A 25603-nucleotide genomic window follows, 5' to 3' on the forward strand; every position below is an offset into this window, starting at 1 on the left:
GGCGTTACCTCAGGCGTTCGCCGCCAACGCGACGCCGCGTTCAGGGCGGGCGGTCACCAGGCCGGCATAGAGGTCGAGGTAGCGCCTGGCCATGGCGACGCCCGAGAAACGCTCGTCGAATCTGCGCCTTACGCTGCGGCGGTTCAAGTTCGGGATCCTGCTGATGGCGTCGACCGCCTCGTCCTCGTTGGCGACGATGAATCCGGTCAGCCCATCCTCGATCACCTCGGGCACCGAGCCGCAGCGATAGGCGACCACCGGGGTCCCGCAGGCCATCGCTTCGATCATCACCAGACCGAAGGGTTCGGGCCAGTCGATCGGGAAGAGCAGCGCCCGCGCGCCGCCGAGGAAGGCCGACTTCTCGTCGTCGCCGATCTCGCCGACGAACTCGACCAGCTTCTGGCCGATCAGCAGCGGTTCGATCTTTTCCTGGAAGTAGCGGAGGTCGGCGGCGTCGACCTTGGCGGCGATCTTCAGCTTCAGGCCCAAGCGCTTGGCGATGGCGATGGCGCGGTCGGGCCGCTTCTCCGGCGAGATCCGGCCGAGAAAGGCGAGGTAGTCGCCCGGCTCGTAGTTCGGCTTGTAGAGATCGGCCTGCATGCCGTGATGCACGGTGCCGGCCCAGTTGGCGAAGGCCAGCGGCTCGCGCTGCGAATCCGAGATCGAGACCAGCGGATACTGCTGCCAGCGCCAGTAGGCGCCGGGCAGGTCCTTCAGATCCAGCCGCCCGTGCAGGGTGGTCAGCGTCTTGCCGGCCATGTCCTCGAAGAACGGGAAATGCAGCATGTCGGTGTGGAAGTGGATGATGTCGAACTCGTGCGCGCGGCGGCGCACGTCCCAAAGCATCGACATGTGCGCGGCCAGATCCGACTTCAGCTGCGCGGGATCCAGCCGGATGGCCTGGTCGCGGACCTTGACCAGCTGGGCCGTGGTCTGGGCCTCGGCGCTGGCGAACAGGGTGACCTGATGCCCAAGCTCGACCAGGGCGTCGGTCAGGTGGGACACCACCCGCTCGGTTCCACCGTAGAAGCGGGGCGGGACAGCCTCGTAGAGCGGCGGAACTTGAGCGATCCTCATGGCGCGGCCTCCTGTCTGTGGAACGAGCGGCGACGCGCGGGCGGCTGGACGTGCCGTTGCGGCCGCAGGGGAAGCTCGCAACCGGCTGGTCTGGTTCCGGCCAGCCGCCGCTTTTCCTCGCTTACGGCGCGAATCCTTGGGGCCTTCGGCGCGGTGCTGCGTTAAGGGCGAGATATGATCGAGAGCTATGCAACACCGGCGGCCCTGGCGCAGGCCGCGGCCGAAGCGACCGTTCAGGCGCTGAGCCAGGCCCTGGCCGAGCGAGGGTCCGCCAGCTTGGTGGGGACGGGCGGGCGCTCGCCCGCGCCGGTCTACGACCTGCTCGCGCAGGCGCCCCTCGACTGGAGCAAGGTCGCCGTCACCCTCTCCGACGACCGCTTCGTGCCGGCCGCTTCGCCCGACTCCAACGAGCGGCTGGTGCGCGAGCGCCTGCTGACCGGCGCGGCCGCCGCCGCCCGCTTCACGCCGATCAGCGTGCTGGCGGACACGGTCGAAGCCGCCGCCGACAAGGTGGAGGCTGACGTGCGCGCCATGGCGCCTTATGACGTCATGCTTCTGGGGATGGGGGAGGACGGACACGTCGCTTCGCTGATCCCTGGATCGCCGGTGTTGGATCTGGGCATGGATCCGGCCGGAACGCGTTTCTGCCTGGGAATACCCGCCGGGGTCGGCTCGCCGCCGATCGCGCGGGTCACCATGACCATGCCCGCCCTCCTGCAAGCGCGGCTGATCCTGGTGCTGATCTCCGGGGCGAAGAAGCGCGACATCGTGGAGAAGGGGAACGGTCTGCCCGTGCACGCGCTGCTCAAGCAGGCTAAAGCGCCGGTGCGCGTTCTCTGGACCCTTTAGAAAGAGTCGGAGCGAGTTACATGCCTGTCGCGTTGCATCCCGTCACTGCCGCCGTCACCGCCCGCATCGTCGAGCGCAGCCGTCAGTCCCGTACGGACTATCTGAAACGCATGGAGGCCGCGCGACACGACGGCCCCGGGCGGGCCAAGCTGTCCTGCGCCAACTGGGCTCATGCCTTTGCGGCCGAGCCGGACGGCGTGAAGCAGCGGATGCGCAATCCGACCGCGCCGAACATCGCCATCGTCTCGGCCTATAACGACATGCTCTCGGCCCACCAGCCGCTGGAGCGCTTCCCCGCCATCATCAAGGCGGCGGCGGAAGAGGTGGGCGGCACCGCCCAGTTCGCCGGCGGCGTGCCGGCCATGTGCGACGGCGTCACCCAAGGCCGGCCCGGCATGGAGCTGTCGTTGTTCTCGCGCGACGTGATCGCGATGGCCACGGGCGTGGCCCTGACCCACGACGCCTTCGACGGCGCCCTGATGCTCGGCGTCTGCGACAAGATCGTGCCGGGCCTGGTGATCGGGGCGCTGGCCTTCGGCCACCTGCCGACCATCTTCGTGCCGGCCGGGCCGATGACGTCGGGCCTCTCCAACGCCGAGAAGGCGCGGGTGCGGGGCCTGTTCGCCGAGGGCAAGGCGACCCGCGACGAGCTGCTCGACAGCGAGATGAAGTCCTATCACGGGCCGGGCACCTGCACCTTCTACGGCACCGCCAACTCCAACCAGATGATGATGGAGATGATGGGCCTGCACCTGCCGGGGTCGGCCTTCATCCATCCCAACACGCCGCTGCGCGACGCCCTGGTCGCCGCCGCTCCCAAGCGGGCGATCGAGATCAGCCACTCGAGCAACGCCTATACGCCGATGGCCGCGGTGGTGGACGAGAAGGCCATCGTCAACGCCATCGCCGGACTGCTGGCGACCGGCGGCTCGACGAACCACACCCTGCACATCATCGCCATGGCGCGCGCCGCCGGCGTGGTGGTCGACTGGTCCGACTTCGACGAGCTTTCCAAGGTCACGCCGCTGCTGGCCCGGGTCTATCCGAACGGCAGCGAGGACGTGAACGCCTTCCATGCGGCCGGCGGCATGGCGTTTGTCGTGCGCGAACTGCTGGACGCCGGGCTGGCGCACGAGGACGTGGTCACCGTGGCCGGCGAAGGCCTGCGCCACTATCAGCGCGAGCCCTTCCTGGAGGACGGCAAGCTGGTCTGGCGCGAGGGAACGGCGACCTCGCTCAACCTCGACATCCTGCGTCCGGCGTCCGATCCGTTCCAGCCCGAGGGCGGGATGCGGCTGCTGACCGGCCAACTCGGCCGGGCGGTGATCAAGACCTCGGCCGTGAAGGACGAGAACCTGGTGGTCGAGGCGCCGGCGATCGTGTTCGAGGACCAGGACGACCTGCTGGAGGCGCACAAGCGCGGCGAGCTGAACCGCGACTTCATCGCCGTGGTCCGGTTCCAGGGCCCGACCGCAAACGGCATGCCCGAGCTGCACAGCCTGACCCCGGTCCTGGGCGTGCTGCAGGACAAGGGCTTCAAGGTGGCGCTGGTCACCGACGGGCGGATGAGCGGCGCGTCCGGCAAGGTGCCGGCGGCGATCCACGTCAGCCCCGAAGCGGCCCACGGCGGCCCCTTGTCGCAGGTGCGCGAAGGCGACGTGATCCGGCTGGACGCCCACGCCGGGACATTGGAGATCAAGCTCGACCCGGCGCAGTTCGCGGCTCGGGAGAAGCTGAGCGTCGCCCAGCCGGGATTCGGCTATGGCCGTGAGCTGTTCGGTTGGATGCGCCGGGCGGCCGCGCCCGCGGAGCAGGGCGGCGGCGCCCTTTTCGGAGACGTTGCGTGAAGACGATCTACACCGGTCTTGTCGGGGACATCGGCGGCACCAATGCGCGCCTCGCCGTGGTCGATTCCACCGGGCGCATCCGCAATCCGAAGACCTACCCGGCCTCCGAGTACGGAGCGCTGACCGAGGTTATCGGCGAGTATCTGGAGACCACGGTCGGCCGCCAGAAGCTGCAGACGGCGGCGATCGCCGTGGCCGGGCCGGTGGTGGACGGCGAGATCGAGTTCACCAACCTGGACTGGCGGGTGTCGGAGGGCGAGCTGATCGGCACCTTCGAGTTCCACTCGGCCAAGCTGATCAACGACTTCGCCGCCCAGGCCTTGGCCGCACCGGTGCTCGACCCCGACGACCTGCGGCTGATCGGGCCGGACCTGCGCGGCGCCGAAGGCGCGCCGATGCTGGTTCTGGGCGCCGGCACCGGCTTCGGCGTTTCGATGGTGGTGCGCACCGACCGCGGCGACATCGCCGTGCCCTGCGAGGGCGGCCACGCGGCTTTCGCGCCCTATGACGGGGTCGAGGCGGCGATCTGGGCCTCCCTGCGCCGCACCTACGGCCGAGTCTCGATCGAGCGGATTCTCTCCGGGCCGGGCCTCTACGCCCTCTACCGCGGCTTGGCCGACGTGCGCGGCGTCGCCGCCGACCTGAAGGACGAGAAGGAGGTCCTGGCGGCCGGGCACAAGGGCGATGACCTGCTGGCGGAGGAGACCCTCGAACGGTTCTGCGAGATCCTGGGCTCGGTGGCCGGCGACATCGCCCTGACCTGCGGCGCGCGCGGCGGGGTCTATGTCTCAGGCGGCATCGCCCCGCGTCTGGCTGACCGTCTCGCTTCCGGCGGCTTCCGGCGCCGGTTCGAGGACAAGGGCCGGCTGTCCGACTACACCCGCGACATCCCGACGTATCTGATCGTGCACCCCTATGCCGCGCTGGTCGGCGCGGCGCGCGTGCTCGAGCAACTGGAAGGTAACCTGCTGTGACCCTCGCCGAGATCCTCAAGCTCGCCCCGGTGGTGCCGGTCCTGATCATCGAGGACGAGGCCCAGGCCGTGCCTTTGGCCAAGGCGCTGGTGGCGGGCGGGCTCTATGCCCTGGAAGTGACCCTGCGCACCCCGGTCGCGCTCGACTGCATCCGTCGCATCGCCGGCGAGGTCGAAGGCGCGGTGGTCGGCGCCGGCACCATCACCACCGCCCAGGCGCGGCAGGCGGCCGCCGACGCCGGCGCGCGGTTCGGGGTCAGCCCCGGCCTGATCGACGGCGAGGGCGTCGACGGCGCCTTGCCGCTGCTGCCGGGGATCGCCACGGCCACGGAGCTGATGCGCGGCCTGCGGGCCGGATTCACCCATTTCAAGCTGTTCCCCGCCAACGTGGTCGGCGGCGTCGGCGCGCTGAAGGCCTTTTCCAGCCCCTTCCCGCAGGCGACCTTCTGCCCGACCGGCGGGATCGACGCCAAAAACGCGCCTGACTATCTGGCCCTGCCGAACGTGATCTGCGTCGGCGGCAGCTGGGTCGCGCCGGCCGACGCGGTGCGCACCGGCGATTGGGCGCGGATCACCGAACTGGCGAAGGCGGCGTCGGTGTTGGGGAAGAAATAGCAAGGCGGCATTGCGCTGCTTTGCAGCGCTTCCCCTCACCCCAACCCTCTCCCCATGAATGGGGCGAGGGAGCCCTCGGGCGCGATCCCTCTCCCCTTGGGGAGAGGGTAGGGTGAGGGGGACTGCTGAGTCCCGCGAGCCCCCGACTCTCACCGGCCCTTGAACACGCCCGGCCGGCGTTCCTGCACTGCGCGGACACCTTCGGCGAAGTCGTCGGTGGCGCGCAGGATGGCCTGCTCGGCGTGTTCGTGGGCGGTCTGGGCGCGGACGGCGGAAGCTAGATCCCCACGCAATGTCTTGCGGGTGGCGATCACGGCCAGCGGCGCATTCTCGGCGATCTCGGCGGCCAGGGCCTGAGCGGCCGGCAGCAGCTCGTGCAGTGGAACCAGCTCGTCGGCCAGGCCCCAGGCCAGGGCCTCGTCGCCCTTGATGCGGCGCCCGGTCAGGAACATCAGGTTGGCCCGCTGCACGCCGATCAGGCGCGGCAGGGTATGGGTCAGGCCAAAGCCCGGATGGAAGCCCAGCTTCACGAAGTTGGCCGAGAAGCGCGCCTCGGGCGCGACGACGCGGAAGTCGGCGACCAGCGCCAGGCCCAGCCCGGCGCCGACGGCGGCGCCCTGCACGGCGGCGATGATCGGGGTCTCGACCGCGAACAGCCGGACGGCCTGTTCGTAGAGGCTGTCGATGCCGCTCATACCGGTGCCGCCGATGCCGGTCGGCGAGACCAGATCGGCGCCGGCGCAGAACGCCTTGCCGGCCGAGCCGAGCACAACCGCGCGGATGTTGTTGTCGCGGTCCATCGCTTCCAGGCAATCGGCCAGGTCGCGCATCAGGTCGACCGAGACGTGGTTGCTGGGCGGACGGTCGATGATCACCGTCGCCACATGGCCCTCGGTGGTGAGCGTCAGGTGGTCGCCGTAAGCCGTCTTCATCGTCTCGATCCCATCAGGTTGCGGGCCACCACCCATTTATGAACTTCGGTGGGGCCGTCGTAGATTCGCATGGTGCGCAGGCGGCTGGCCATCAGCTGCAGCGGCAGCTCCTTGGTCATGCCCATGGCGCCGAAGGTCTGCATGGCGCGATCGACGACCTCCCAGGCCATCTCGGTCGCGTAGCCCTTGATCATCGAGATTTCCACCCGCACGTCGCGGCCCTGGTCCAGCTTCCAGGCGCAGTCGTAGGTCATCAGCCGCGCGGCGTGGATGCGGGTGGCGGCGTCGGCCACCCACCACTGGATCGCCTGACGCTCGCTGAGCGGCAGGCCGAAGGTCTTCCGCTGCGGGGCGTACTCGCAGATCATGTCGAGCGCCCGCTGGGCCATGCCGATCGACCAGGAGGCCATCTCGATCCGCCGGGTGCCCAGCCGCAGCTGCATCGGGGCGAAGCCGTTCCCCTCTTCGCCGAGCAGCTTCCAGCCCTCGACCCGGCAATCTTCCAGCGCCACCTCGTAGGTCGCCTGGCCGCCGATCATCGGGATCTTGCGCAGCACGTTGAAGCCCGGCGTCCCCTTGTCGACGAGGAAGGCGGACATGCCGCCGCGCGCGCCCTTCTCCCTGTCGGTCACCGCCATCAGAATGGTGAAATCGGCTTCCTCGGCCCGCGTGATCCAGATCTTCCGGCCGTTGATCACCCAGTCCTCGCCGTCGCGCACGGCGCGGGTGAGCATGCCCGCCGGGTCGGCGCCGGCGCCGGGTTCGGAGATGCCGATGGCGCTGATCGTCTCGCCGCGCACATAGGGGGCGAGATAGGCCTCGCGCTGGCGCTCGTTCACGGTGGCGGCCAGCATGCGCAGGTTCGGGCTGTCCGGCGGCAGGGTGTAGGGCGTGACGGTCTTGCCCAGCTCCTCGTTGACCCCGACCATCGCCACCGCCGGCAGGTCGACGCCGCCGACGTCCTCGGGCGCGTCCAGACCCCAGAGGCCGAGCGATTTGGAAACGTCGTCGAGCCGCGCGTTCTCGGCCGCGCTGATGCCCAGGCCCTTGCCGTCGGCCTCACGGGCCAGAACCCCGGCTTCCAGCGGCATCAGCTCGTCCTGAACGAACCGGGCCACCAGTTCCTTCAGCATCCTGTGTTCGTCGGAAAGCGCGAAGTCCACTAGCCCTCCCCCGCGTCAATGCGCGATGTTCGACCTCGATCATATCAAGGCGGTTCGCACAGGGGAGGCCTGACGTGGCGGAAGTAAAGCAGCTGGCGGACGAAGCCACGGGACCGCTGAAGGGCATCCGGATTCTCGACCTCACCAGCGTGGTGTTCGGCGCCTATGCGACCCAGATGCTGGGCGACCAGGGCGCCGAGGTGATCAAGCTTGAGGACCCCGGCTCGGGCCGCGGGAACGGCGGCGACATCATGCGCTGGCCGGGGCACACCCCGAAGGATTGGCCGCGGGACCTGGGGCCGATCTTCCTGACCATCAACCGCAACAAGCGCTCGGTGGTGTTCAACCTGGCCGATCCGAAGTCGCGCAAGAGCCTGGAGGCGCTGATCAAGAGCTGCGACGTGTTCGCCACCTCGATCCGCTATGAGGGGCTCAAGCGCCTGGGCCTGGCCTACGAGGACGTGAAGGCCCTGCGGCCCGACGTCGTCTATGTGCACGCCGCGGGCTACGGCTCGGAAGGCCCCTATGCGGGCGAACCGGCCTATGACGACCTGATCCAGTCGGCCTCGGGCCTGGCCGACGTGCTGCCGCGCACCGACGGCAATCCGACGCCGCGCATCCTGCCGAGCCTGATCGCCGACAAGGTCTCGGGTCTCTTCATGTGTCAGGCGATCACCGCGGGCCTGCTGAGCCGCGAACGCACCGGCCAGGGGCAGTTCATCGAGGTGCCGATGCTGGAATGCGTGACCAGCTTCAACCTGGTCGAGCACCTGTACGATCACGCCTTCGACCCGCCGACCGGCCAATGGGGCTATCAGCGGGTGGTCAATCCGCACCGCAAGCCGTTCCAGACCAAGGACGGCTACATCGGCCTGCTGCCCTATACGGACAAGCAGTGGGACATCTTCTTCGACGTCGCCGGCTGGGGTGAGACCTTCGGCAAGGATCCGCGCTTCCAGGGCCTGGAGCGCGGCAAGAACATCCACGAGCTCTACGCCCTGGTCGAGACGGTGACGGTGACCAAGACCACGGACGAATGGCTGGACCTGCTCAAGCCGCTGTCGATCCCGGTGACGCGGACCAATCGCCTGGACGACCTGCCCGATGATCCGCACCTGAAGGCGGTCGAGTTCTTCCAGCGCTACGACCATCCGCAGGCCGGGACCTATGTGGCGATGAAGCCGCCGGTGAAGTTCACGGGCACGCCGTCGAACATCCGCCGCCACCCGCCGCGCCTGGGCGAGCACACCGACGAGGTGCTGGCCGAGATCGCGGAGACGCAGGACGCCTGATGCGGGTCGCGGTGGTCGGCAGTTCGGGGTCGGGCAAGTCGACCCTGGCCAAGCGGTTGGCCGCGACCTTGGGCCTGCCGCACATCGAACTGGACGCGATCAACTGGCAGGCCGGCTGGAAGGATCTCAACAGCCACGACCCGGAGGAGTTCGTCCGCCGCGTCAGCGAGGCGGTCGGCCAGGACGCCTGGGTCAGCGACGGCAACTACGGCAAAGTGCGCGACATCGTCTGGAGGCGGGCGACGCATCTGGTGTGGCTGGACTATGAGCGCAGCGTGATCATGCCGCGGGTGATCAGGCGCTCGGTCCTGCGCGCTCTCGATCGCACGGAGCTGTGGCCGGGGACCGGCAACCGCGAGGACTGGCGGATGTGGCTGAGCAAGGATCACCCGATCCGCTGGGCCTGGGACACCTGGGCGCGGCGGCGGGCGGAATACGGCGCGCGGATCATGGACCCGAGGTTTGCGCATCTGCAGGTCCATCGCCTGCGCCATCCGCGCGAGGCGGAGCGGCTGGCGGGCAGGCTGACTCAGAGTGTCATCCCGGTTTGCGAAGCAAGACCGGGACCCATGAACACCGGATAGAGCAGAAGGCGGCTCGACCTTGCCAGCCGGCCGCGCTCGGCGTGAATGGGTCCCGGACAGCCGCTACGCGGCTTCCGGGATGACACCTTTGGGCCGGCCCTAGACCGGCGAGAACACCGGGACCGGGGGCCCGTTCTCGGTCGGCTGGAACTTCACCTTGACCTTCTGGCCGATGGAGAGCCCGTCGGGCGCCACGTCGACGAAGTTGGTGAGCACCGCGGGTCCTTCGTTCAGCGTCACGTAGCCGATGGCGTAGGGGCCGGACGGCGAGCGATGCATGACGCTGTAGCTGTAGATCACGCCTTCGCCCGGGCTCTCTTCCCACTCGGTCTTGTCGGAGAAGCAGAACGGGCAGAGCGCGCGCGGATACCAGTGGGCCTCGCCGCAATCGTTGCAGCGCTTGATGAGGAACTTGCCCTCGGCGGCCGCATCCCAGAAGGGCTTGCTTTCGATCGTGACGGCCGGGGCCGGGATCTGTCGGGTCATGAGGGCGGGGCGGTCTTGGACGTCGGTCATGCTTAGGCCTCCCGTTCCATGATGAGGGTCGCCGCGCCGTGGCGCGTGCCGAGCGAGCCGCCCGTGCCGTGGGCCAGCGCGATGTCGCAGTTCGGGACCTGCACCTTGGGGTGAGCCTCGCCGCGGAGCTGGCGCACCGCCTCGATGACCTTGGTGATGCCGCCACGGTTGGTCGGGTGGTTGTTGCAGAGCCCGCCGCCGTCGGTGTTGAACGGCAGCTTGCCGACGCCCGAGATCAGGTTGCCGTCGGCGACGAACTTGCCGCCCTGGCCCTTCTCGCAGAAGCCGAGGTCCTCGAGCTGCATCAGCACCGTGATGGTGAAGCTGTCGTAGATCGAGGCGTACTTGATGTCGGACGGCGTCACGCCGGCCTCGCCGAAGGCGATCGGGCCGGACCAGACCGCGCCCGAATGGGTGAGGTCGAGGCCGCGGCCGCCCATCGGGCCCTTGGGGGACTCGCCGGCGCCCATGATCTTCACCTTGGGGCGGTTGAGGGTCTTGGCGACCTCAGGGCTGACCACGATCAGCGCGCCGCCGCCATCGGTGACGACGCAGCAGTCCAGCAGATGCAGCGGGTCGGAGATCATCCGCGAGTTCACGACCTGCTCGACCGTGACCACGTCCTTGAGGAAGGCGTGCGGGTTGTACTGGGCGTGGTGGCTGGCGGCGACCTTGATCCAGGCGAGTTGCTCGGAGGTGGTGCCGTACTCGTACATGTGGCGCATGGCGCACATGCCGTAGGTGTTGTGGGTCGAGCCGCCGTAGATGTTCTCATAGCCGGCCTCGGGCGGGCCGTCGGTCAGCTGGCCGGGCTTGCCCGCGCCGCCGCCGAAGAACTTGTTCTGGCGCGGACGGCCGGCGAGGGTGATCAGGGCCACCGAGCACTTGCCCTCGGCGATCGCCTGGGCGGCGTGGCCGACGTGCAGCAGGTAGGACGAACCGCCGGTCTCGGTGGAGTCCATGTGGCGCACGTTGCGCAGGCCCATGTAGTCGATCATCGACATGGCGCCGAAGCCGGGGGCGTCGCCGGCGCAGAAGTAGCCGTCGATGTCGTCCTTGGTCAGACCCGCGTCCTCCAGCGCGCCCTTGGCGCATTCGGCGTGGAGTTGCGGGGTCGACTTGTCGGGCGCGTCGCGGAGCGGATGCTCGTACGCCCCCATGATGTAGGCCTTGCCTTTTATGCTCATGCGTTTCCCCGGAAATTATCTTTGGAAGAATGGAAGCTGGCTTATCGCGGTGCAGCATGGACGGCAACCGTTGCTGCCTTGAGGCGAATGGGATCCCTCGCCCCTTTAAGGGGAGAGGGTAGGGGGAGGGGTGGCGCCGCTGCGCGGCGCTCTCGGCCGCACGATTGAAAGCTCAGCAAGACCCTCACCCTAGCCCTCTCCCGCAGGCGGGAGAGGGAACGTCTCGGCTCAGGCCGGCTGCTTCATCGCCGCCAGGCGCTCGTCGCGCAGGGCGGTGCGGCGGACCTTGCCGGCGTCGTCGCGCAGCGGCTCGTCGACGAACTCATAGCTTCGCGGCTGCTTGTAGGTGACGAGCTTGGCCGCCAGATGCGCGCGCAGCGAGGCCTCGTCGCGCGAGCCCTTGGTCTGGACGATGGCGTGGATCTTGTTGCCGAGGTCGTCATCGGGGAAGCCGATCACCGCGCAGGACTGCACGTCCGGATGTTCCTCCAGCGCCGCCTCGATCTCGGCCGGATAGACGTTGGAGCCGCCGACCAGGATCATGTCGGTGCGCCGGTCGGCCAGGTAAAGATAGCCGTCTTCGTCGAACCAGCCGATGTCGCCCAGGCTCTCCCAGCCGCCGGGCAGGACCTTGGCCGTGGCGCCGATGTACTTGTAGGAGGGCGGCGCGCCTTCGGGGCGGCGCATGAAGATCTCGCCGACCTCGCGCGCGGGCAGGAACGTCCCGTCGTCGCTGACGGCGACCATCTCGCCGACCGTGACCTTGCCGACCGAGCCGCGATGCTCCAGCCACTCGGCGCCTGAGATCGTGGTGACCGCCTGAGCCTCGGTGCCGGCATAGAGCTCCATCACCGTCTCGGGACCGACCCAGTGGATGAAGGCTTCTTTCAGCCAGGCCGGGCAGGGCGCGGCCAGATGCCAGAGCGTCTCCAGCGAGGAGAGGTCGTACTTGGCGCGAACCTCTTCGGGCAGGTGCCAGATGCGGTTCATCATGGTCGGGACCAGATAGATCCAGGTCGCCTTGTTGCGCTGGATCTCCGCCAGGGTCGCCTCTGCTTCGAACCGCGGCATCAACACCATGTGGCAGCCGACGCTGAAGGCCGACATCATCATGCCGAAGCCGGCGTTGTGGTAGAGCGGCGCCGGCAGCAGGGCGACCGACGAGGGCTTCAGCCGCCAGCCGCCGACCTCCGGGGTTTCCTTGGCTGTGACGCCGGGCTGGCCCGACAGGATCAGCTTGGGGCGGCCCGTGGAGCCGCCGCTGGTCGGGGCCTTCGAGACCGGCGCGATGGCGTCGGGCAGGTCGCTGTCGTCGTCCGAGAGCGCCAGCAGATCGGGGACTGACAGCAGCGGCCGGTCGATCTGATGCTCGAACTGGGCGATCACCACGGGCGTGTTGGCCAGTTCCATGATCGCCTCCAGCTCGCCCTTGGGCAGGCGGAAGGAGATCGGCTGGGGCGTGGCGCCCAGCTTCCAGATCGCCCAGCACGCCACGGCGAAGTCGGTGGAGTTGGGCAGGCCCAGGGTGACGAGGTCGCCGAACTTGACGCCCTTGGCCGCCAGCCCGCGGGCCGCGCGGTTGGAAAGCTTGTGAAACTGATCATAGGTCAGAGTGGTGTCGCCGCAGGTCACGGCGGGCGCGTTCGGCTTCAGCTCGGCCAGCTGCTTCAGCTTGGCGCCGAGCGAAATCATCTCATCGGACATGGCTTGGTTTCCGTCCCCTGGAAATGGATCGGGCTCTGACGGCCCTTCGATCGAAGAATGTAGCTCCGCCGGAATGCGATGGCGGATGGCGACAGTTTCCTTTGCGGAAGCCTTGCGAAGCAAGCGCCGATTGCGGATGTCGCCATTTCGGGCTTTAGGGGTTCGTACAAGTGTTTGAGAGGGAGACGTCCATGTCCGTGGAAGAACTGCTCACCCAGGAATTCGGGACTTTGGCCGACGTGATCCGCGCGCAGGCGGTCGAGCTGAAGGACAAGCCGGCGCTGGTGGATGCGCGGCGGACGATCTCCTACGCCGAGCTGGACGAGCTGATGGACCGCATCGCCNGCGCGCAGGCGGTCGAGCTGAAGGACAAGCCGGCGCTGGTGGATGCGCGGCGGACGATCTCCTACGCCGAGCTGGACGAGCTGATGGACCGCATCGCCGTGGCGCTGCAGCGCGAGGGCGTGGGCAAGGCCGACGTGGCGGCGATCTGCGCGACGACCAGCGCCGAGTACGGCGCGAGCTTCTTYGGGATCCTGCGGGCCGGGGCGATCGTGGCGCCGCTGGCGCCGTCGTCGACGCCCGAGAGCCTGGTGATGATGCTGAGCGACTCGGGCGCGAAGGTGTTCTTCCTCGACGCCGGCGTCGCCAAGCAACTGGAAGGYGTCGCCGATCAGATCACCGCCAAGCGGGTGGCGCTGGACGGGTCGGACGCYGGGATCGCGTTTGACGACTGGCTGGCGCCGAAGGGCTCCAAGCCCGAGCCGGTCGAGGTCGACCCCGACCAGGGCTTCAACATCATCTACTCGTCGGGCACGACCGGCGCGCCGAAGGGCATCGTCCAGCCGCACCGGATGCGCTGGGGCCAGATCCGCCGCGGCGTCTATCCGGCCGAGTCGGTGACGATGATCTCGACGCCGCTCTANCGCCGAAGGGCATCGTCCAGCCGCACCGGATGCGCTGGGGCCAGATCCGCCGCGGCGTCTATCCGGCCGAGTCGGTGACGATGATCTCGACGCCGCTCTATTCGAACACGACGCTGGTCTCGTACCTGCCGACGATCTCGAACGGCGGCACGGCGGTGCTGATGCCCAAGTTCGACGCCGAGCAGTTCCTGAAACTGTCGGAAAAGCACCGCGCCACCCACGCCATGCTGGTGCCGGTGCAGTACCGCCGGCTGATGGAGCGGCCGGACTTCGACAGCTACGACCTGTCGAGCTTCAGGATGAAGTTCTCGACCTCCGCGCCGTTCTCGCCGGAGATCAAGGCCGATGTGCTCAAACGCTGGCCCGGCGGGCTGATCGAGTATTACGGCATGACCGAGGGCGGCGGCTCCTGCGGCCTGGTCGCGCACGAGCATCCGGACAAGCTGCACACGGTCGGCAAGCCGCTGCCCGGCCACGATATCCGCCTGATCGGCGAGGACGGGGTCGAGGTGGCGCAGGGCGAGATCGGCGAAGTCGTCGGCCGCTCGGGTGCGATGATGGTCGGCTACCACAACCAGCCGGGCAAGACCTCGGAGGCCGAGTGGTACAGCCCTGAGGGCCTGNGGCGAGATCGGCGAAGTCGTCGGCCGCTCGGGTGCGATGATGGTCGGCTACCACAACCAGCCGGGCAAGACCTCGGAGGCCGAGTGGTACAGCCCTGAGGGCCTGCGCTACATCCGCACCGGCGACGTCGGCCGCTTCGACGAGGACGGCTTCCTGACGCTCATGGACCGCAAGAAGGACATGATCATCTCGGGCGGCTTCAACATCTATCCGTCCGACCTCGAGGCCGAGATCGTGCTGCACGAGGCGGTGCTGGAAGCGGCCGTGGTCGGCGTGCTGTCCGACAAGTGGGGCGAGACCCCGGTGGCCTTCGTGGCCCTCAAGCCCGGCCAGAGCGTCGGCGCCGACGAGCTGAAGGACTGGGTCAACGCCAAGCTCGGCAAGACCCAGCGCCTCGCCGACCTGGTCTTCCTCGACAACCTGCCGCGCAGCCATATCGGCAAGGTCCTCAAGCGCGAACTGCGCGACGACTACAAGGGCAAGGCCCTCGNCCTCGCCGACCTGGTCTTCCTCGACAACCTGCCGCGCAGCCATATCGGCAAGGTCCTCAAGCGCGAACTGCGCGACGACTACAAGGGCAAGGCCCTCGCATGAGCCAGATCTCGGTCGCCGACCTCTGCGACGAACATGAGGGAACCATCGAGGTCTGCGAGACCCAGTTCCGCGACCTCGGCGGCAAGACCGCCTTTTCCGGGCCGATCCGCACCGTGCGTTGTCACGAGGACAATTCGCTGGTGAAGGCCACCCTGGCCGAACCGGGCGAGGGCTGCGTCCTGGTGGTCGACGGCGGCGGTTCGCTGCACCGGGCGCTGGTCGGCGACATGCTGGCCGCCGACGGGGTGAAGAACGGGTGGGCCGGTGTCGTCGTGTTCGGCGCCGTGCGCGACGCCGTGGTGCTCGGCACGCTCGACATCGGGATCAAGGCGCTGGGGACCAATCCCATGCGCAGCGTCAAGCGCGGCGAAGGCGTGGTCGACACGCCGGTGGCGTTCGGCGGGGTGGTCTTCCTGCCCGGCGACATGCTTTACGCCGACGAGGACGGGATCGCGGTCCTGCCCGCCCCCGACGACGAGGACGACGACTAAGGAGGGCCTCATGGCCGACGCCTTCACCAACCTGGGCGCCAACACGCCCGACGACCTCAACACGATGCAGCAGGGCTTCCTGCCGGGCGAGCTGGGACTGGAAGTGCTGGAGGCCCGCGAGGGCTATCTGCGCAGCCAGGTGAAGGTCGAGCAGAAGCACATGGCTCCCAACGGGTTCCTGCATGCGGCCAGCGTCATCGCGCTGCTGGATTCGGCGGCCGGCTACGGCTGCCGGATCTCGCTGCCCGAGGGCGGGGTCGGCTTCACGACCATCGAGCTGAAGAGCAATTTCCTCGGCACGGCCAAGGCGGGCGAGACCGTGACCTGCGAGGCCAGGCTGGTCCATGGCGGGCGCATGACCCAGGTCTGGGACGCCGTCGCCACCCACGCCCAAACGGGCAAGGCCATCGCGCTTTTCCGCTGCACGCAGATGATTCTCTACCCGCGCTGAAAGATCGCAAAACAGCCGCTTGATCTCGCGGGGGCGGATGAGTAGGTTCCGCGCCTCGCGCTCAGCGGGTTCTCTCTATTCGAGGCCCGAACGACGTCTCCGGAGAGGTGGCTGAGTGGTCGAAAGCACCGCACTCGAAATGCGGCGTACCTTTACGGGTACCGTGGGTTCGAATCCCACCCTCTCCGCCATAGACGTCTAAGCCGTTGAGAAGGCCCGAAGCGGTCCTTCTCTCGGGGGCTAGCTTCCATGAAATCTCAGGCTGATGGCTGCGCGGCGGCGGCGAGGAGCGCGTTGTCGATCTCGTCGGCGCGCAGGGCGGCGGGACGCTGCAGGTGGCGCTCCGCATAGGCCTCGAACGCCGGGCGCCTTTCGATCGTCCCGAAGTTCATGCCCCAGGACAGGTGCGACGCGAGATAGAGGTCGGCGGCGGTAAAGCTGTCGCCAACGAGGTAGGTGCGGTTTTCGACCGCGCCCTCCACCGCCGCCAAGACGTCCTCCATACTGCCGTAGCCCAGCGAGCTGCGCTGCTCGATCGTCGGCTCCAGGTTCACCATCTTGGCGGCCACGGCCTGCTCGATCGGGCCGGCGCCGAAGAACAGCCAGCGATAGTAGGGGCCGCGCAGACGGCTCTGCGCAGGCGGCGCCAGGCCTGCTTGCGGGAAGGCGTCGGCGAGGTAGGCGCAGATGGCCGCGCACTCGGTGACGACCACTCCGTCGTGGACGATGGCCGGCACCTTGCCCATCGGATTGATCGCGAGATAGTCGGCGCCCTTGGCCTCGCCGGTCTCCCAGGTCAGGACCTTGGTCTCATAAGGCTGACCGACCTCTTCGAGCATCCAGCGGATGATGCGGCCGCGCGACATGGGGTTGGTGTAGAAGACGAGGTCGGACATGGTCGGGGCTCCAGTTGTTTGCGCCACCAGTACCTGCGGCTGCTGACAGCGGTCTGTCAGCAGCCGTTTTTCGCTGGTCAGCGGGCACCATAGGCCTCGATCTGGCCGCGCGCCCCCCGGGCGATCGGCGGCCGCGCCCTGGGGAAAACCCCGATAGACCGCTCAGGACGCCGCCCGCAGTCTCAGCCCTTGATGACCCAACCCAGTCAGGTCGAGGGACTCATGGCGAGCAAGCTGCCGAAGGTCGGCCCGGAGCGGCCCAAGCGCGTGAAGAACCCGCCGCTTCCGCCGCTTCCCAACGTCGAGGGGCTGAGCGCCGACGGCGCGTCGGTCACCTACTCCACGCACCGAACCAAGCTTTCCACCCATCGGACCGATCTGTCGGAACACCGCACGGACCTCTCGGAGTTTCGGACGGACCTGTCGACCGAGCGCACCGAGATGTCGATGCGCCGGACCGGCATGTCCTTTCAGCGGACCCGGATGAGCGACGACCGCACCCTGATGTCGGTGATCCGCACGTCGCTGTCGCTGATCGGCTTCGGGTTCACGATCTACCAGGCGTTCCAGAAGCTGCGCGACGCCGGCGCCATCGCCAGCGCGGAGGCGCCGCGAAACTTCGGCGTCGCCCTGGTCACGCTGGGCATCCTGATGCTGCTGATCGGGATGGTCCGGCACGTGAAGTTCATGAGCGAGCTGAACGCCACGCGCATAGCCATGGCCAAGGAGGGGCTGATCTTCGCCGAGAGCACGTTCCCGGTCTCCTCGACCTTCTGGATCGCGGTCGCCCTGCTGCTGCTCGGCGTCGCCGCCATCATCAGCATGGTCTTCAGGATCGCCCTGTTCGGCTAGCGCGACATCCAGGGCTTGGACTTGGAGGACGACTGGGCCGCCGCCGCCTGTTCGCGCTGGAAGCGTCCGCCGCGCGGCGGTTTGGGGCGCGCCTCGATCGACGCCTTCTTCAGCCGCAGCGCGCGCTGGATCGGGGTCTCGTCGGGCGGCGCCGGATCGTCGGGCGTGTCGGTCATGAAGCGGTGTCCTTGCGAGACGCGATCCTAGCTGGCGTGGCGCGAGGTGTCCGTCGAAAACCGCCTCTCGCTCAGCGCACTTGCGCACCTGGGCGTTCGGCGGGCACACACCGGCCATGAAGCAAGTCATCGTCGTCAACGAGGCGCTGGCCCTCCCGCCCGGCAAGATGGCCGCCCAGGTGGCGCATGCCGCCGTCGGCGGACTGCTGAGCGCGCCGCGTGAAAAGCAGTCGGGCTGGCTGCAGGCCGGGATGCCCAAGGTCGTCCTGCGCTGCGGCTCCGAGGAAGAACTGTTCGAACTGGCGCGGCAGGCGGAAGAAGCCGGTCTGCCGGTGATGCTGATCCGCGACGCCGGCCGTACGGTGGTCGCCTCGGGCACGCCGACCTGCGTCGGGATCGGCCCCGACGAGATCGCCAAGATCGACGCCGTGACCGGCGCGCTGAAGCTTATGAGGTAGGACGATGGTCTATTCGACCAAACGTGGGACCGGTGTCCTCGGCACCGTTGAACAGCCGCTGGAAGCGGTGATCTTCGAGGCGACGATCGAGCACGCCCAGAACGCGATCCTGTCGTTCATCGGCAAGGTGACGACCCGCAGCGGCCGCAGCCTGGCCGACTTGAAGGGCCAGAACCTGGTGCTGCAGATCGACGACGGCCCGGCGCTGGGCGTGGTCATCGTCCATGTCGAGAACGACGGCGCCGAGGCCGTGCTGAACCTCTCCTCCAAATAGCGCGCCGCGCGACGTCTCGCGCCATTCATCCTGCGGGTTGATAACTTGCAAAAACGAACTTATCGTTTTGGCAGGGGAGAGAACCGCATGCCTTCAGACAAGATCGAGGCCCGCGCGGGCCGGCGAGGTCCACTCATGCGCCGCCTGGGCTACGCGCTCGCCGGCGTGGCGATGGCCGGCGCGGCGCAGGCCGCCGAGCCGCCGCTGGACGCCAAGGCCAGCGACCCGGTCGCCATGGGCTGGATGGTGGGTTCCCCTCCGCCGCCCGAGCGCACCGTCCGTTTCGACGACGGCAGCTATCTGACGTTTCCTCAGACCCGCTGGACCTTCTCGCACTGGCGCGAGTTGTTCCCCACTACGCTGGTGGCGCGCGGCGCCGGGCCGGTCAGCGCCCTGCCGCGGGCCGAACGCGGCGATCTGGACGCGGTGACCTTCACGCCGCTGGGCGGCGCAGCCCCGATGACGTGGGGCCAGTCGCTGGCCGCCAACTACACCGACGGCATCCTCGTGATGCACCGGGGCAAGGTGGTCTACGAACGCTACTTCGGGGCCCTGAAGCCGGAGGGGACGCACATCGCCCACTCGGTCACCAAGTCCTTCGTCGGCACGCTGGCGGCGATGCTGGTCGCCGAGGGCAAGCTTGGTCCCGACGCCCTGGTGACCCGCTACATCCCCGAGCTGGCTGGCAGCGCCTTTGGCGATGCGACCGTGCGCCAGGTCCTGGATATGACCACGGGGCTCGAATACTCCGAGGTCTATACCGACCCGAAGTCGCCGGCCTGGGACTTCGTGCGCGCCGTCGGCCTGTTGCCGCGCCCGCCGGGCTACAGCGGCCCGACCACCAGCTATGACTATCTGAAGACGCTGAGGAAAGCCGGCGAGCACGGGCAGGCCTTCTCCTACAAGTCCGTCAATACCGAGGTCGCCGGCTGGCTGGTCCAGAGGGCGGCGGGCAAGCCGCTGGCGCAGCAACTCAGCGAGCGGTTCTGGGCGCCGCTGGGCATGGAGCAGGACGCCTATCTGCAGGTTGACGCCGTCGGGTCCGGCTACGCCGCCGGGGGGCTGAACCTGGCGCTCCGGGACCTCGCGCGGTTCTGCGAGATGATGCGCCAGGAGGGCCGTTCCAACGGCCGCCAGGTCGTCCCCGCCGCCGTCGTGGCGGAGATCGCCGGCGGCGCGCGGCGCGAGGATTTCGCCAAGGCCGGCTACGCGACACTGCCGGGCTGGAGCTACCACGATCAGTGGTGGGTCTCGCACAACGACCACGGCGCCTACATGGCTCGCGGGGTCAACGGACAGGCCTGCTACGTCGACCCGAAGGCGGAAATGTCGATCGTGCGGTTCGCGTCCCACCCGCAGGCCAGCAACGTCTATCTCGACCCGCTGTCGCTGCCGGCCTACCACGCGCTGGCCCAGCACCTGATGCGAACGCCCTGAACCGGGCGCCCGCATCAGATCGCAGCTAGACGGCGGCGGGCTCAAGCGACTCCGGTCTACGGGCAGCCTTGCCGATCACCCGGCTGGCGAAGGCCGGCAGAACCACCAGGGTCAGCAGGGTGGCGGTGATAAGGCCGCCGATGACCACGGTGGCCAGCGGCTTCTGCACCTCGGCTCCGGCGCCGCCGGCCAGCGCCATCGGCATGAAGCCGAGCACCGCGACCAGCGCAGTGGTCAGCACCGCGCGCAGGCGGGCCATCGAGCCTTCGACCGCCGCCAGCTGGGGATCCGCGCCGGCCTCGATCCGCTCTCGGATCGCCTGAATCAGCACCAGGCCGTTCAGGGTCGCGACCCCCGACACGGCGATGAAGCCGACGGCGGCGGAAACTGAGAACGGCATCCCCCGCAGCAGCAGCGCCAACGCACCGCCGATCAGGGCCAACGGCACGCAGGCGAACACCAGCCCGGCCTGGGCCGCCGAACCGAGCGCGAAGTAGAGCAGCACTGCAATGGTGGCGAACACGATCGGCACGACGATGGCCAGCCTCGCCTCGGCTCGTTGCAGGTTCTCGAACTGGCCGCCCCAGTCGATCCAGGCGCCGGCCGGCAGCTTGACCTCGTCGGCCACGGCCGTGCGGGCGTCGGAAACGAAGCCGCCCAGGTCGCGGCCGCGGACATTGGCCTGGACGACGATGCGCCGCTTGCCGTTCTCGCGGCTGATCTGGTTGGGGCCCTCGCCTTCCTGGAACTGGATGACCGAGCCGAGCGGCACCATCACCGCGCCGTCGTTGACCGCCAGGGGCGTCTGGGTGACGACGCTGAGATCGTTGCGCGCCTCCTCGGGCAGCCGGACCACGACGTCGAAGCGCCGGTCGCCCTCGTACACGCGGCCCGCCGTGCGGCCGGCGAGCGCGATCTGCACCGCGTCGGCGGCGTCGGCGGCATGCACCCCGTGCAGCGCCGCGGCCGAGCGGTCGACCTGGGCGGTCATCATCGGCAGGCCTGACACCTGCTCGACCTTGACGTCGGCCGCGCCGGGCACGCCGCGCAATACGGTCGCGATCTTCTCGGCGGTCGCCTCCATCTCGTTGAAGTCGTCGCCATAGACCTTCACCGCGACGTCGGAGCGGACCCCGGAGATCAGCTCGTTGAAGCGCATCTGGATCGGTTGGGTGAACTCGTAGGCGTTGCCGATCTGGCCGTCGGCGACCTTTTCGATCTTGGCCAGCACGTCAGCCTTGCTCAGGCTGCGGTCGGGCCAGTCCTGGCGGTCCTTCAGGATGATGAAGGTGTCCGAGATGCTCGGCGGCATCGGATCGGTGGCGATCTCGGCGGTGCCGGTCTTGGAGAAGACGTTCTCGATCTCCGGGATCTTGAGCAGCGCCTTCTCCAGCCGGGCCTGCATCTCCAGCGACTGTTCCAGCGAGGCGCTGGGCACGCGCAGCGCCTGCAGCAGCACGTCCTTTTCATCCAGGGTCGGGATGAACTCGCGGCCGAGCAGGCTGAAGACCGCCAGACCGACGAGGACCGCCGCGCCGGCGCCGATCGCGACCCGCCGCGGATAGGCCACGGCGTTGCGCACCAGGGGTTCGAGGCGGCTGCGGACGATCGTCTCCGCCCGCGACTGGTGCTCGCGTTCCGGCGGCTTGATCAGCAGGGCGCACAGGGCCGGCACCAGGGTGAAGGTGAGGACGAAGGCGCCGGCGAGCGCCAGCATGACCGTCGCCGCCATCGGGTGGAACATCTTGCCCTCGACGCCCTCAAGCGCCAGCAGCGGGGCATAGACGAGCAGGATGATCGCCTGCCCATAGGCGGCGGGGCGGATCATCTGGCGGGCGGCGGCGACCGACTCGGCCATGCGCTCGGCGGCGGTCAGGTCGCGGCCCTCGGCCTGGCGGCGCAGGGTCAGCCGGCGGAGGGTGTTCTCGACCACGACGACAGCCCCGTCGACCAGCAGGCCGAAGTCGAGGGCGCCGAGGCTCATCAGGTTTCCGGAGACCCCGAACCTGTTCATGCCGATGACGCCGAACAGGAAGGCCAGCGGGATGACCAGGGCGGTGATGATCGCCGCCCGCACGTTTCCCAGCAGCAGGAACAGCACGACGATGACCAGCAGGGCGCCTTCGGCCAGGCTCGTGCGCACGGTGGAGATCGTGCGGTCGACCAGGGCCGTGCGATCGAGGACCGGGGTCGCCTCGACACCCGGCGGCAGCGAGGCCTTGATGGCGTCCAGCCGCTGGCCGACCGCGTGGGCCACGGTGCGGCTGTTCTCGCCCGCCAGCATGAGGGCGGTGCCGATCACCACCTCCTCGCCATGCTGCTGGGCTGCGCCCAGCCGTGCCGCCTGACCGATCTCGACGGTGGCCACGTCGGAGACGCGGACCACGAGGCCGTCACGGTTCTTGATCGGGGCCGCGGCCAGGTCCTCCGCCGAGCGGACGCGGGCGTCGGCGCGGACGACATAGGCCTCGCCGCCGCGGGAGATGTAGCCGGCGCCGGCGACGGTGTTGGCATGCTCGACCGCCTCGACCACTTCGCCAAGACCGACGCCGTAGGCGGTCATGCGGGCCGGATCGGGCCGCACCGCGTACTTCTTGACGTAGCCCCCGATGACGTCGATCCCGGCGACGCCGGGCACGGTCTTCAGTTGCGGTGTGATGATCCAGTCCTGGACGGTGCGCAGGTAGGTCGCCTTGGCCATTTCGGTGGTCAGGCGCTCGCCCTCTGGCGTCAGATACGATCCGTCAGGCTGCGGCCCGGGCTGTCCGGGCTCGACGCCCTTGTCCGGGGCCATCTTCACCGTCCACATCATCACTTCGCCCAGGCCCGTGGTGATCGGCGCCAGGGCCGGCTCGGCGCCGGGCGGCAGCTCATCACGTGCGCCCTGCAGGCGTTCGGTGACCTGGTTGCGGGCGAAATAGACGTCGGTCCGGTCGGTGAAGACGGCGGTGATCTGCGAGAAGCCGTTGCGCGAGATCGAACGCGTTTCGATCAGGCCCGGTATGCCCGTCAGGGCCGTCTCCAGCGGATAGGTGACCCGCTGTTCGATCTCCTCCGGCGAGAGGGCGGGGGCGACGGTCGTCACCTGCACCTGGCGATTGGTGATGTCGGGCACGGCGTCGATCGGCAGCCGGAAGAGCTCGACGAGGCCGTAGGCGGCGATAGCCAGCGCGATCAGGATGACCGCGAAGCGGTGGCGCACGGACAGCGCCACGATCTTGTTCAGCATGTCGGTCGCTCCCTAGTGTCCGTGCTCGGCTTCGCCCTTGGCGAGCTCGGCCTTGAGGACGAAGGCGCCGCGGCCGGCGACGCGCTCCTCGCCCTTCAGGCCGGCGACGATCTGGGTCTGGCCGCCGCCGGAGCGGCCGGTGGTGACCGAGCGGGCGCGGAAACCCTTGGCCTCGGCGACGAACACCACCTGACGGCCCTCGACGGTCTGCACCGCCTCGGACGGGACGCTGGGCAGGCCCGTGCCGTCGGCGGGAACCTGGGCGCTGACCGCCGCGCCGGGCGTCAGCGCGCCGGAGGTGGGCCGCGCCCGGACCATCGCGGCGCCGGTGGCGCCCTGTGACAGCGGCGCGATCCCGACGATCTCGGCGGCGGCTTCGCGGCCGTCCGGGCCGACAAGCTTCAAAGGCGCGCCCACCGCCAGCTTGGCGGCGGAGTCGGCGGGCACGTTGAAGACGACTTCCAGGCGGCGCGGATCGGAGACCTCGGCCACCGTCGCGCCCTGGGCGACGAAACCGCCGGGCGACACCTGCACGCTCGTCACCAGGCCGGCGATCGGACTGCGAAGCGTGGTCTGGCCGCCGGCGCCAGGCGAACCGGAAGCCGCGGCGCGGGCCTGGGCTGCGGTCGCCTGGGCGTTTGCGCGGACCTGGGCGGCGCGGGCCGCTTCCCAGTCCTGGCGGGCCGTCACGCCGGCCCTCAGCAGTCGCTCCTCGCGCGCCAGGGCGGCCTGTGCGGCCTGGGCCTCGGCCGCAGCGGCGGAGGCTTCTGCGCGGACCAGAGCGCCGTCGGCGCTGCGGATCACGGCGACACCGCCGCCGGCGCCGATCTGGGCGCCGGGCGAGAGCAGCACCCGCTCCACAACGCCGGCCACCGGGGCGGCGATCACCGCGCGCGCGTCCGGCGCGGCCTCGACCCGGCCCGTCAGGCGGATGTCGGAGCCGCCGCCACGGCCGACGGTGACCACAGCCACTCCAGCGGCGGCGGCCTGATCGGCGCTCAGGGGGATGAAGCCTTCCTCGGCGCGGGCGGGCTCGGCATGGTCCTCGTCGGCGTGGGCGTCTTCGCTATGCGAAGCCTCCGGCGCCGCACGGAAGGTCGCCAGGCCGTAGCCGGCGGCCAGGGCCGCGGCCAGCGCCACGCCGGTGAGCAGGTTTCTCTTGTTGATCTGCATGGTCAGGCTCCGAACGGAGTGGCGCCGGTCAGGCGTGAGGCCTCGGCATGGGCGCGGACGCGGGCGAGGCGCGCCTCGAGCGTCTGCAGACGCGCGGCGGCCAGGGTGCGGCGCGCGCTGGTGAGTTCCAGAAGCGGCAGCCGGCCGGCCTCGTAGCCGATCCGGGCGAGGCGATAGGCTTCGGCGGCGGCGGCCTCGCCGGCCATGGCGGCGGCGGCGCGGGCCGAAGCGCCGCGGGCCTGAGAGCGGGCGGCGGCCAGGTCGGCGGCGGCGTCCAGCCGGGCCTGCGCCAGCCGCGCCTCTGCGGCCCGCAGCTCGGCGCGGGCGGCCTCGGTGTTCCCGCGATTGCGGTCGAACAGCGGGAGCGGAAGCGAGGCCCCCGCCACCACAGCGCTGGTGTCGTCAGCCGAGAAACGTCGGACGCCGGCTGACAGCGTCAGGTCGGGCCGGGCCTGGATCTGTTCGGCGCGCACCTTGGCGGCGGCGCTGTCACGGGCGGCCTCGGCGGCCAGGACAGCAGGCGAGATCGTCCCCGTGGCCTCCGGCGGCGGCGCGTCCTGGTCCAGCAGGCTCGCGGCGATTGAGTCGAAAGCGCCTTCGACCCCAGCCAGCGCCGACAGCTTGCCGAAGGCGGCGTCGCGCTCAGCGGCCGCTCCGTCCAGGTTCGCCTGCGCGCTTTGGGCCTCGGCCTGCGCCTGCAGGGCGCGGAGATTGGCCTCCTTGCCAGCCTCGACCAGCAGCCTGGTCGCGCGGGCGTCGCTGAGGGCGGCCTCCAGCAGTTCCTTGGCTTGGCCGGCGCGGGCCTCGGCCGCCTCGGCCTCGGCATAGGCGATCGCCAGGGCGGCGGCGTAGTCGGCCTGGGCCTGGACCTCCCGGGCGCGCGCCAGGGTCAGGTCGTGGCGGGCCCCGGCGACGCGGGCCTGGCGCTTGCGGCCGAGCTCGAGGGTTTGGCTGACGGACAGCGTGGTCTCTGCGGAGTCGAACCCCTGCATCGGCCCCTTGCCCGCGAAGTTCTCGACGTCGAGCGCCAGCTCGGGATTGCGCCAGGCGCCGGCCTGGGTGAGGCGGCCCTGTGCGGCGGCGACCTCGGCCTGGCTCTCGGCGCGGCGCGGCGCCGTCGCGGATCTGGCCAGCAGGTCGCCGTAGGACGGTGCGGGTTCTGCGAGGGCGGGGCCGGCCCACGCCATGCCGCCGGCGGCCAGAACGGCCGCCAGGCGGGTGTGATTGGGAAGCATTGTGGAACTCCGATGGCGAAACATGACGATGGCGCGCGCTTGAGGCGC

The 25603-nt window shown here is 69.4% G+C and carries 24 protein-coding genes, 1 tRNA gene and 2 pseudogenes; 16 read left to right on the plus strand and 11 right to left on the minus strand.

The genetic code is table 11. The features are described from left to right. Positions 1–9: 9 nt before the first annotated feature. Positions 10–1077 carry a glycosyltransferase family 4 protein gene (locus ASC79_RS08565; protein ID WP_056027121.1) on the minus strand — a complete coding sequence of 356 codons (1068 nt, stop codon included), beginning with the start codon at positions 1075–1077 and terminating at the stop codon, positions 10–12. Between the two features lie 174 nt (positions 1078–1251). On the opposite strand from ASC79_RS08565, the gene pgl reads away from it, so the two are divergent. Genes pgl through eda form a run of 4 tightly spaced genes read left to right on the plus strand, consistent with a single transcriptional unit; the run spans position 1252 to position 5361 of the window. After that, a complete protein-coding gene (gene pgl, locus ASC79_RS08570) occupies positions 1252–1926 on the plus strand; it encodes a 6-phosphogluconolactonase (protein ID WP_056027123.1) in 675 nt (224 codons plus the stop codon). Between the two features lie 32 nt (positions 1927–1958). Next, the gene (gene edd, locus ASC79_RS08575; protein ID WP_369817348.1) at positions 1959–3773 is read left to right on the plus strand and encodes a phosphogluconate dehydratase; all 1815 of its coding nucleotides are present in this window, start codon (positions 1959–1961) and stop codon (positions 3771–3773) included. Further along, the gene (gene glk / locus ASC79_RS08580) at positions 3770–4747 is read left to right on the plus strand and encodes a glucokinase (protein WP_056027128.1); all 978 of its coding nucleotides are present in this window, start codon (positions 3770–3772) and stop codon (positions 4745–4747) included. The genes edd and glk overlap by 4 nt, the downstream gene beginning before the upstream one ends. After that, complete coding sequence (gene eda, locus ASC79_RS08585; RefSeq protein WP_056027131.1) at positions 4744–5361, plus strand: bifunctional 4-hydroxy-2-oxoglutarate aldolase/2-dehydro-3-deoxy-phosphogluconate aldolase; 618 nt, start codon at positions 4744–4746, stop codon at positions 5359–5361. The genes glk and eda overlap by 4 nt, the downstream gene beginning before the upstream one ends. Before the next feature lie 149 nt (positions 5362–5510). Here eda and ASC79_RS08590 read toward each other — a convergent pair whose 3' ends face one another. Then, entirely contained in the window at positions 5511–6293 is a 783-nt protein-coding gene (locus tag ASC79_RS08590) for an enoyl-CoA hydratase/isomerase family protein (RefSeq protein WP_056027133.1), read from the minus strand. Further along, a complete protein-coding gene (locus ASC79_RS08595; RefSeq protein ID WP_056027136.1) occupies positions 6290–7456 on the minus strand; it encodes an acyl-CoA dehydrogenase family protein in 1167 nt (388 codons plus the stop codon). Before ASC79_RS08595 ends, ASC79_RS08590 begins: the two co-directional genes overlap by 4 nt. Positions 7457–7530: 74 nt before the next feature. Between ASC79_RS08595 and ASC79_RS08600 the strand changes: the two genes are divergently transcribed. Together ASC79_RS08600 and ASC79_RS08605 are read left to right on the plus strand one after the other, a co-directional pair. Next, positions 7531–8748, plus strand: coding sequence for a CaiB/BaiF CoA-transferase family protein (locus tag ASC79_RS08600; RefSeq protein ID WP_056027139.1), 1218 nt, complete (start codon positions 7531–7533; stop codon positions 8746–8748). Further along, positions 8748–9332 (plus strand): hypothetical protein, encoded by a 585-nt coding sequence (locus tag ASC79_RS08605; RefSeq protein ID WP_056027142.1) that lies wholly within the window; start codon positions 8748–8750, stop codon positions 9330–9332. Before ASC79_RS08600 ends, ASC79_RS08605 begins: the two co-directional genes overlap by 1 nt. Before the next feature lie 99 nt (positions 9333–9431). Here the strand turns inward: ASC79_RS08605 and ASC79_RS08610 are convergent, their stop codons facing one another. The 3 genes from ASC79_RS08610 to ASC79_RS08620 form a co-directional block, all read right to left on the minus strand. After that, the gene (locus ASC79_RS08610; RefSeq protein WP_156378510.1) at positions 9432–9848 is read right to left on the minus strand and encodes a Zn-ribbon domain-containing OB-fold protein; all 417 of its coding nucleotides are present in this window, start codon (positions 9846–9848) and stop codon (positions 9432–9434) included. 2 nt (positions 9849–9850) lie between these two features. Continuing rightward, on the minus strand, positions 9851–11035 hold the full coding sequence (locus ASC79_RS08615) for a thiolase domain-containing protein (RefSeq protein WP_056027144.1): 1185 nt from the start codon (positions 11033–11035) through the stop codon (positions 9851–9853). Between the two features lie 228 nt (positions 11036–11263). Beyond that, entirely contained in the window at positions 11264–12739 is a 1476-nt protein-coding gene (locus ASC79_RS08620; RefSeq protein WP_056027147.1) for an AMP-binding protein, read from the minus strand. A gap of 383 nt (positions 12740–13122) precedes the next feature. Here ASC79_RS08620 and ASC79_RS21030 point away from each other — a divergent pair. The 6 genes and pseudogenes from ASC79_RS21030 to ASC79_RS08650 all read left to right on the plus strand — a co-directional run. Continuing rightward, a partial coding sequence (locus ASC79_RS21030) for a class I adenylate-forming enzyme family protein (RefSeq protein WP_235528871.1) occupies positions 13123–13664 on the plus strand: 542 nt, incomplete at its 3' end. 1 nt (position 13665) lies between these two features. After that, positions 13666–14288: pseudogene (locus ASC79_RS21035) on the plus strand (class I adenylate-forming enzyme family protein); the annotation flags it as partial. 1 nt (position 14289) lies between these two features. Continuing rightward, positions 14290–14779: pseudogene (locus ASC79_RS08635) on the plus strand (AMP-binding protein); the annotation flags it as partial. A gap of 100 nt (positions 14780–14879) precedes the next feature. Continuing rightward, complete coding sequence (gene rraA / locus ASC79_RS08640) at positions 14880–15374, plus strand: ribonuclease E activity regulator RraA (RefSeq protein ID WP_056023535.1); 495 nt, start codon at positions 14880–14882, stop codon at positions 15372–15374. 10 nt (positions 15375–15384) lie between these two features. Beyond that, positions 15385–15825 carry a PaaI family thioesterase gene (locus tag ASC79_RS08645; RefSeq protein WP_056023532.1) on the plus strand — a complete coding sequence of 147 codons (441 nt, stop codon included), beginning with the start codon at positions 15385–15387 and terminating at the stop codon, positions 15823–15825. A gap of 101 nt (positions 15826–15926) precedes the next feature. Then, a tRNA-Ser gene (locus tag ASC79_RS08650) sits at positions 15927–16016 on the plus strand. Positions 16017–16082: 66 nt separating this feature from the next. On the opposite strand, the gene ASC79_RS08655 is transcribed toward ASC79_RS08650, so the two are convergent. Further along, the gene (locus ASC79_RS08655; RefSeq protein WP_056023529.1) at positions 16083–16721 is read right to left on the minus strand and encodes a glutathione S-transferase family protein; all 639 of its coding nucleotides are present in this window, start codon (positions 16719–16721) and stop codon (positions 16083–16085) included. Between the two features lie 222 nt (positions 16722–16943). Between ASC79_RS08655 and ASC79_RS08660 the strand changes: the two genes are divergently transcribed. Further along, the gene (locus ASC79_RS08660) at positions 16944–17573 is read left to right on the plus strand and encodes a YidH family protein (protein ID WP_056023527.1); all 630 of its coding nucleotides are present in this window, start codon (positions 16944–16946) and stop codon (positions 17571–17573) included. Here ASC79_RS08660 and ASC79_RS08665 read toward each other — a convergent pair. After that, positions 17570–17749: a hypothetical protein gene (locus ASC79_RS08665; RefSeq protein ID WP_056023520.1), complete on the minus strand. Its 180-nt coding sequence runs from the start codon at positions 17747–17749 to the stop codon at positions 17570–17572. The two genes, ASC79_RS08660 and ASC79_RS08665, sit on opposite strands and share 4 nt — an antisense overlap. A 116-nt stretch (positions 17750–17865) precedes the next feature. Here ASC79_RS08665 and pth2 point away from each other — a divergent pair, with 116 nt between their 5' ends. From pth2 to ASC79_RS08680, 3 genes are all read left to right on the plus strand, one after another. Then, positions 17866–18207, plus strand: coding sequence for a peptidyl-tRNA hydrolase Pth2 (pth2, locus tag ASC79_RS08670; protein ID WP_056023518.1), 342 nt, complete (start codon positions 17866–17868; stop codon positions 18205–18207). Between the two features lie 4 nt (positions 18208–18211). Next, positions 18212–18481 (plus strand): hypothetical protein, encoded by a 270-nt coding sequence (locus tag ASC79_RS08675; protein ID WP_056023515.1) that lies wholly within the window; start codon positions 18212–18214, stop codon positions 18479–18481. Positions 18482–18568: 87 nt separating this feature from the next. Beyond that, positions 18569–19918, plus strand: a complete 1350-nt coding sequence (locus ASC79_RS08680) for a serine hydrolase (RefSeq protein WP_200937094.1) — start codon at positions 18569–18571, stop codon at positions 19916–19918. Between the two features lie 25 nt (positions 19919–19943). On the opposite strand, the gene ASC79_RS08685 is transcribed toward ASC79_RS08680, so the two are convergent. The 3 genes from ASC79_RS08685 to ASC79_RS08695 are packed head-to-tail and all read right to left on the minus strand — an operon-like array spanning position 19944 to position 25555. Then, positions 19944–23147 (minus strand): efflux RND transporter permease subunit, encoded by a 3204-nt coding sequence (locus ASC79_RS08685; protein WP_056023512.1) that lies wholly within the window; start codon positions 23145–23147, stop codon positions 19944–19946. A gap of 12 nt (positions 23148–23159) precedes the next feature. Further along, positions 23160–24320: an efflux RND transporter periplasmic adaptor subunit gene (locus tag ASC79_RS08690; protein WP_056023509.1), complete on the minus strand. Its 1161-nt coding sequence runs from the start codon at positions 24318–24320 to the stop codon at positions 23160–23162. A 2-nt stretch (positions 24321–24322) separates the two neighbouring features. After that, positions 24323–25555: a TolC family protein gene (locus ASC79_RS08695; RefSeq protein WP_056023506.1), complete on the minus strand. Its 1233-nt coding sequence runs from the start codon at positions 25553–25555 to the stop codon at positions 24323–24325. Positions 25556–25603 lie beyond the last annotated feature (48 nt).

Source organism: Phenylobacterium sp. Root1290, from assembly GCF_001425305.1.
Lineage (GTDB): Bacteria > Pseudomonadota > Alphaproteobacteria > Caulobacterales > Caulobacteraceae > Phenylobacterium.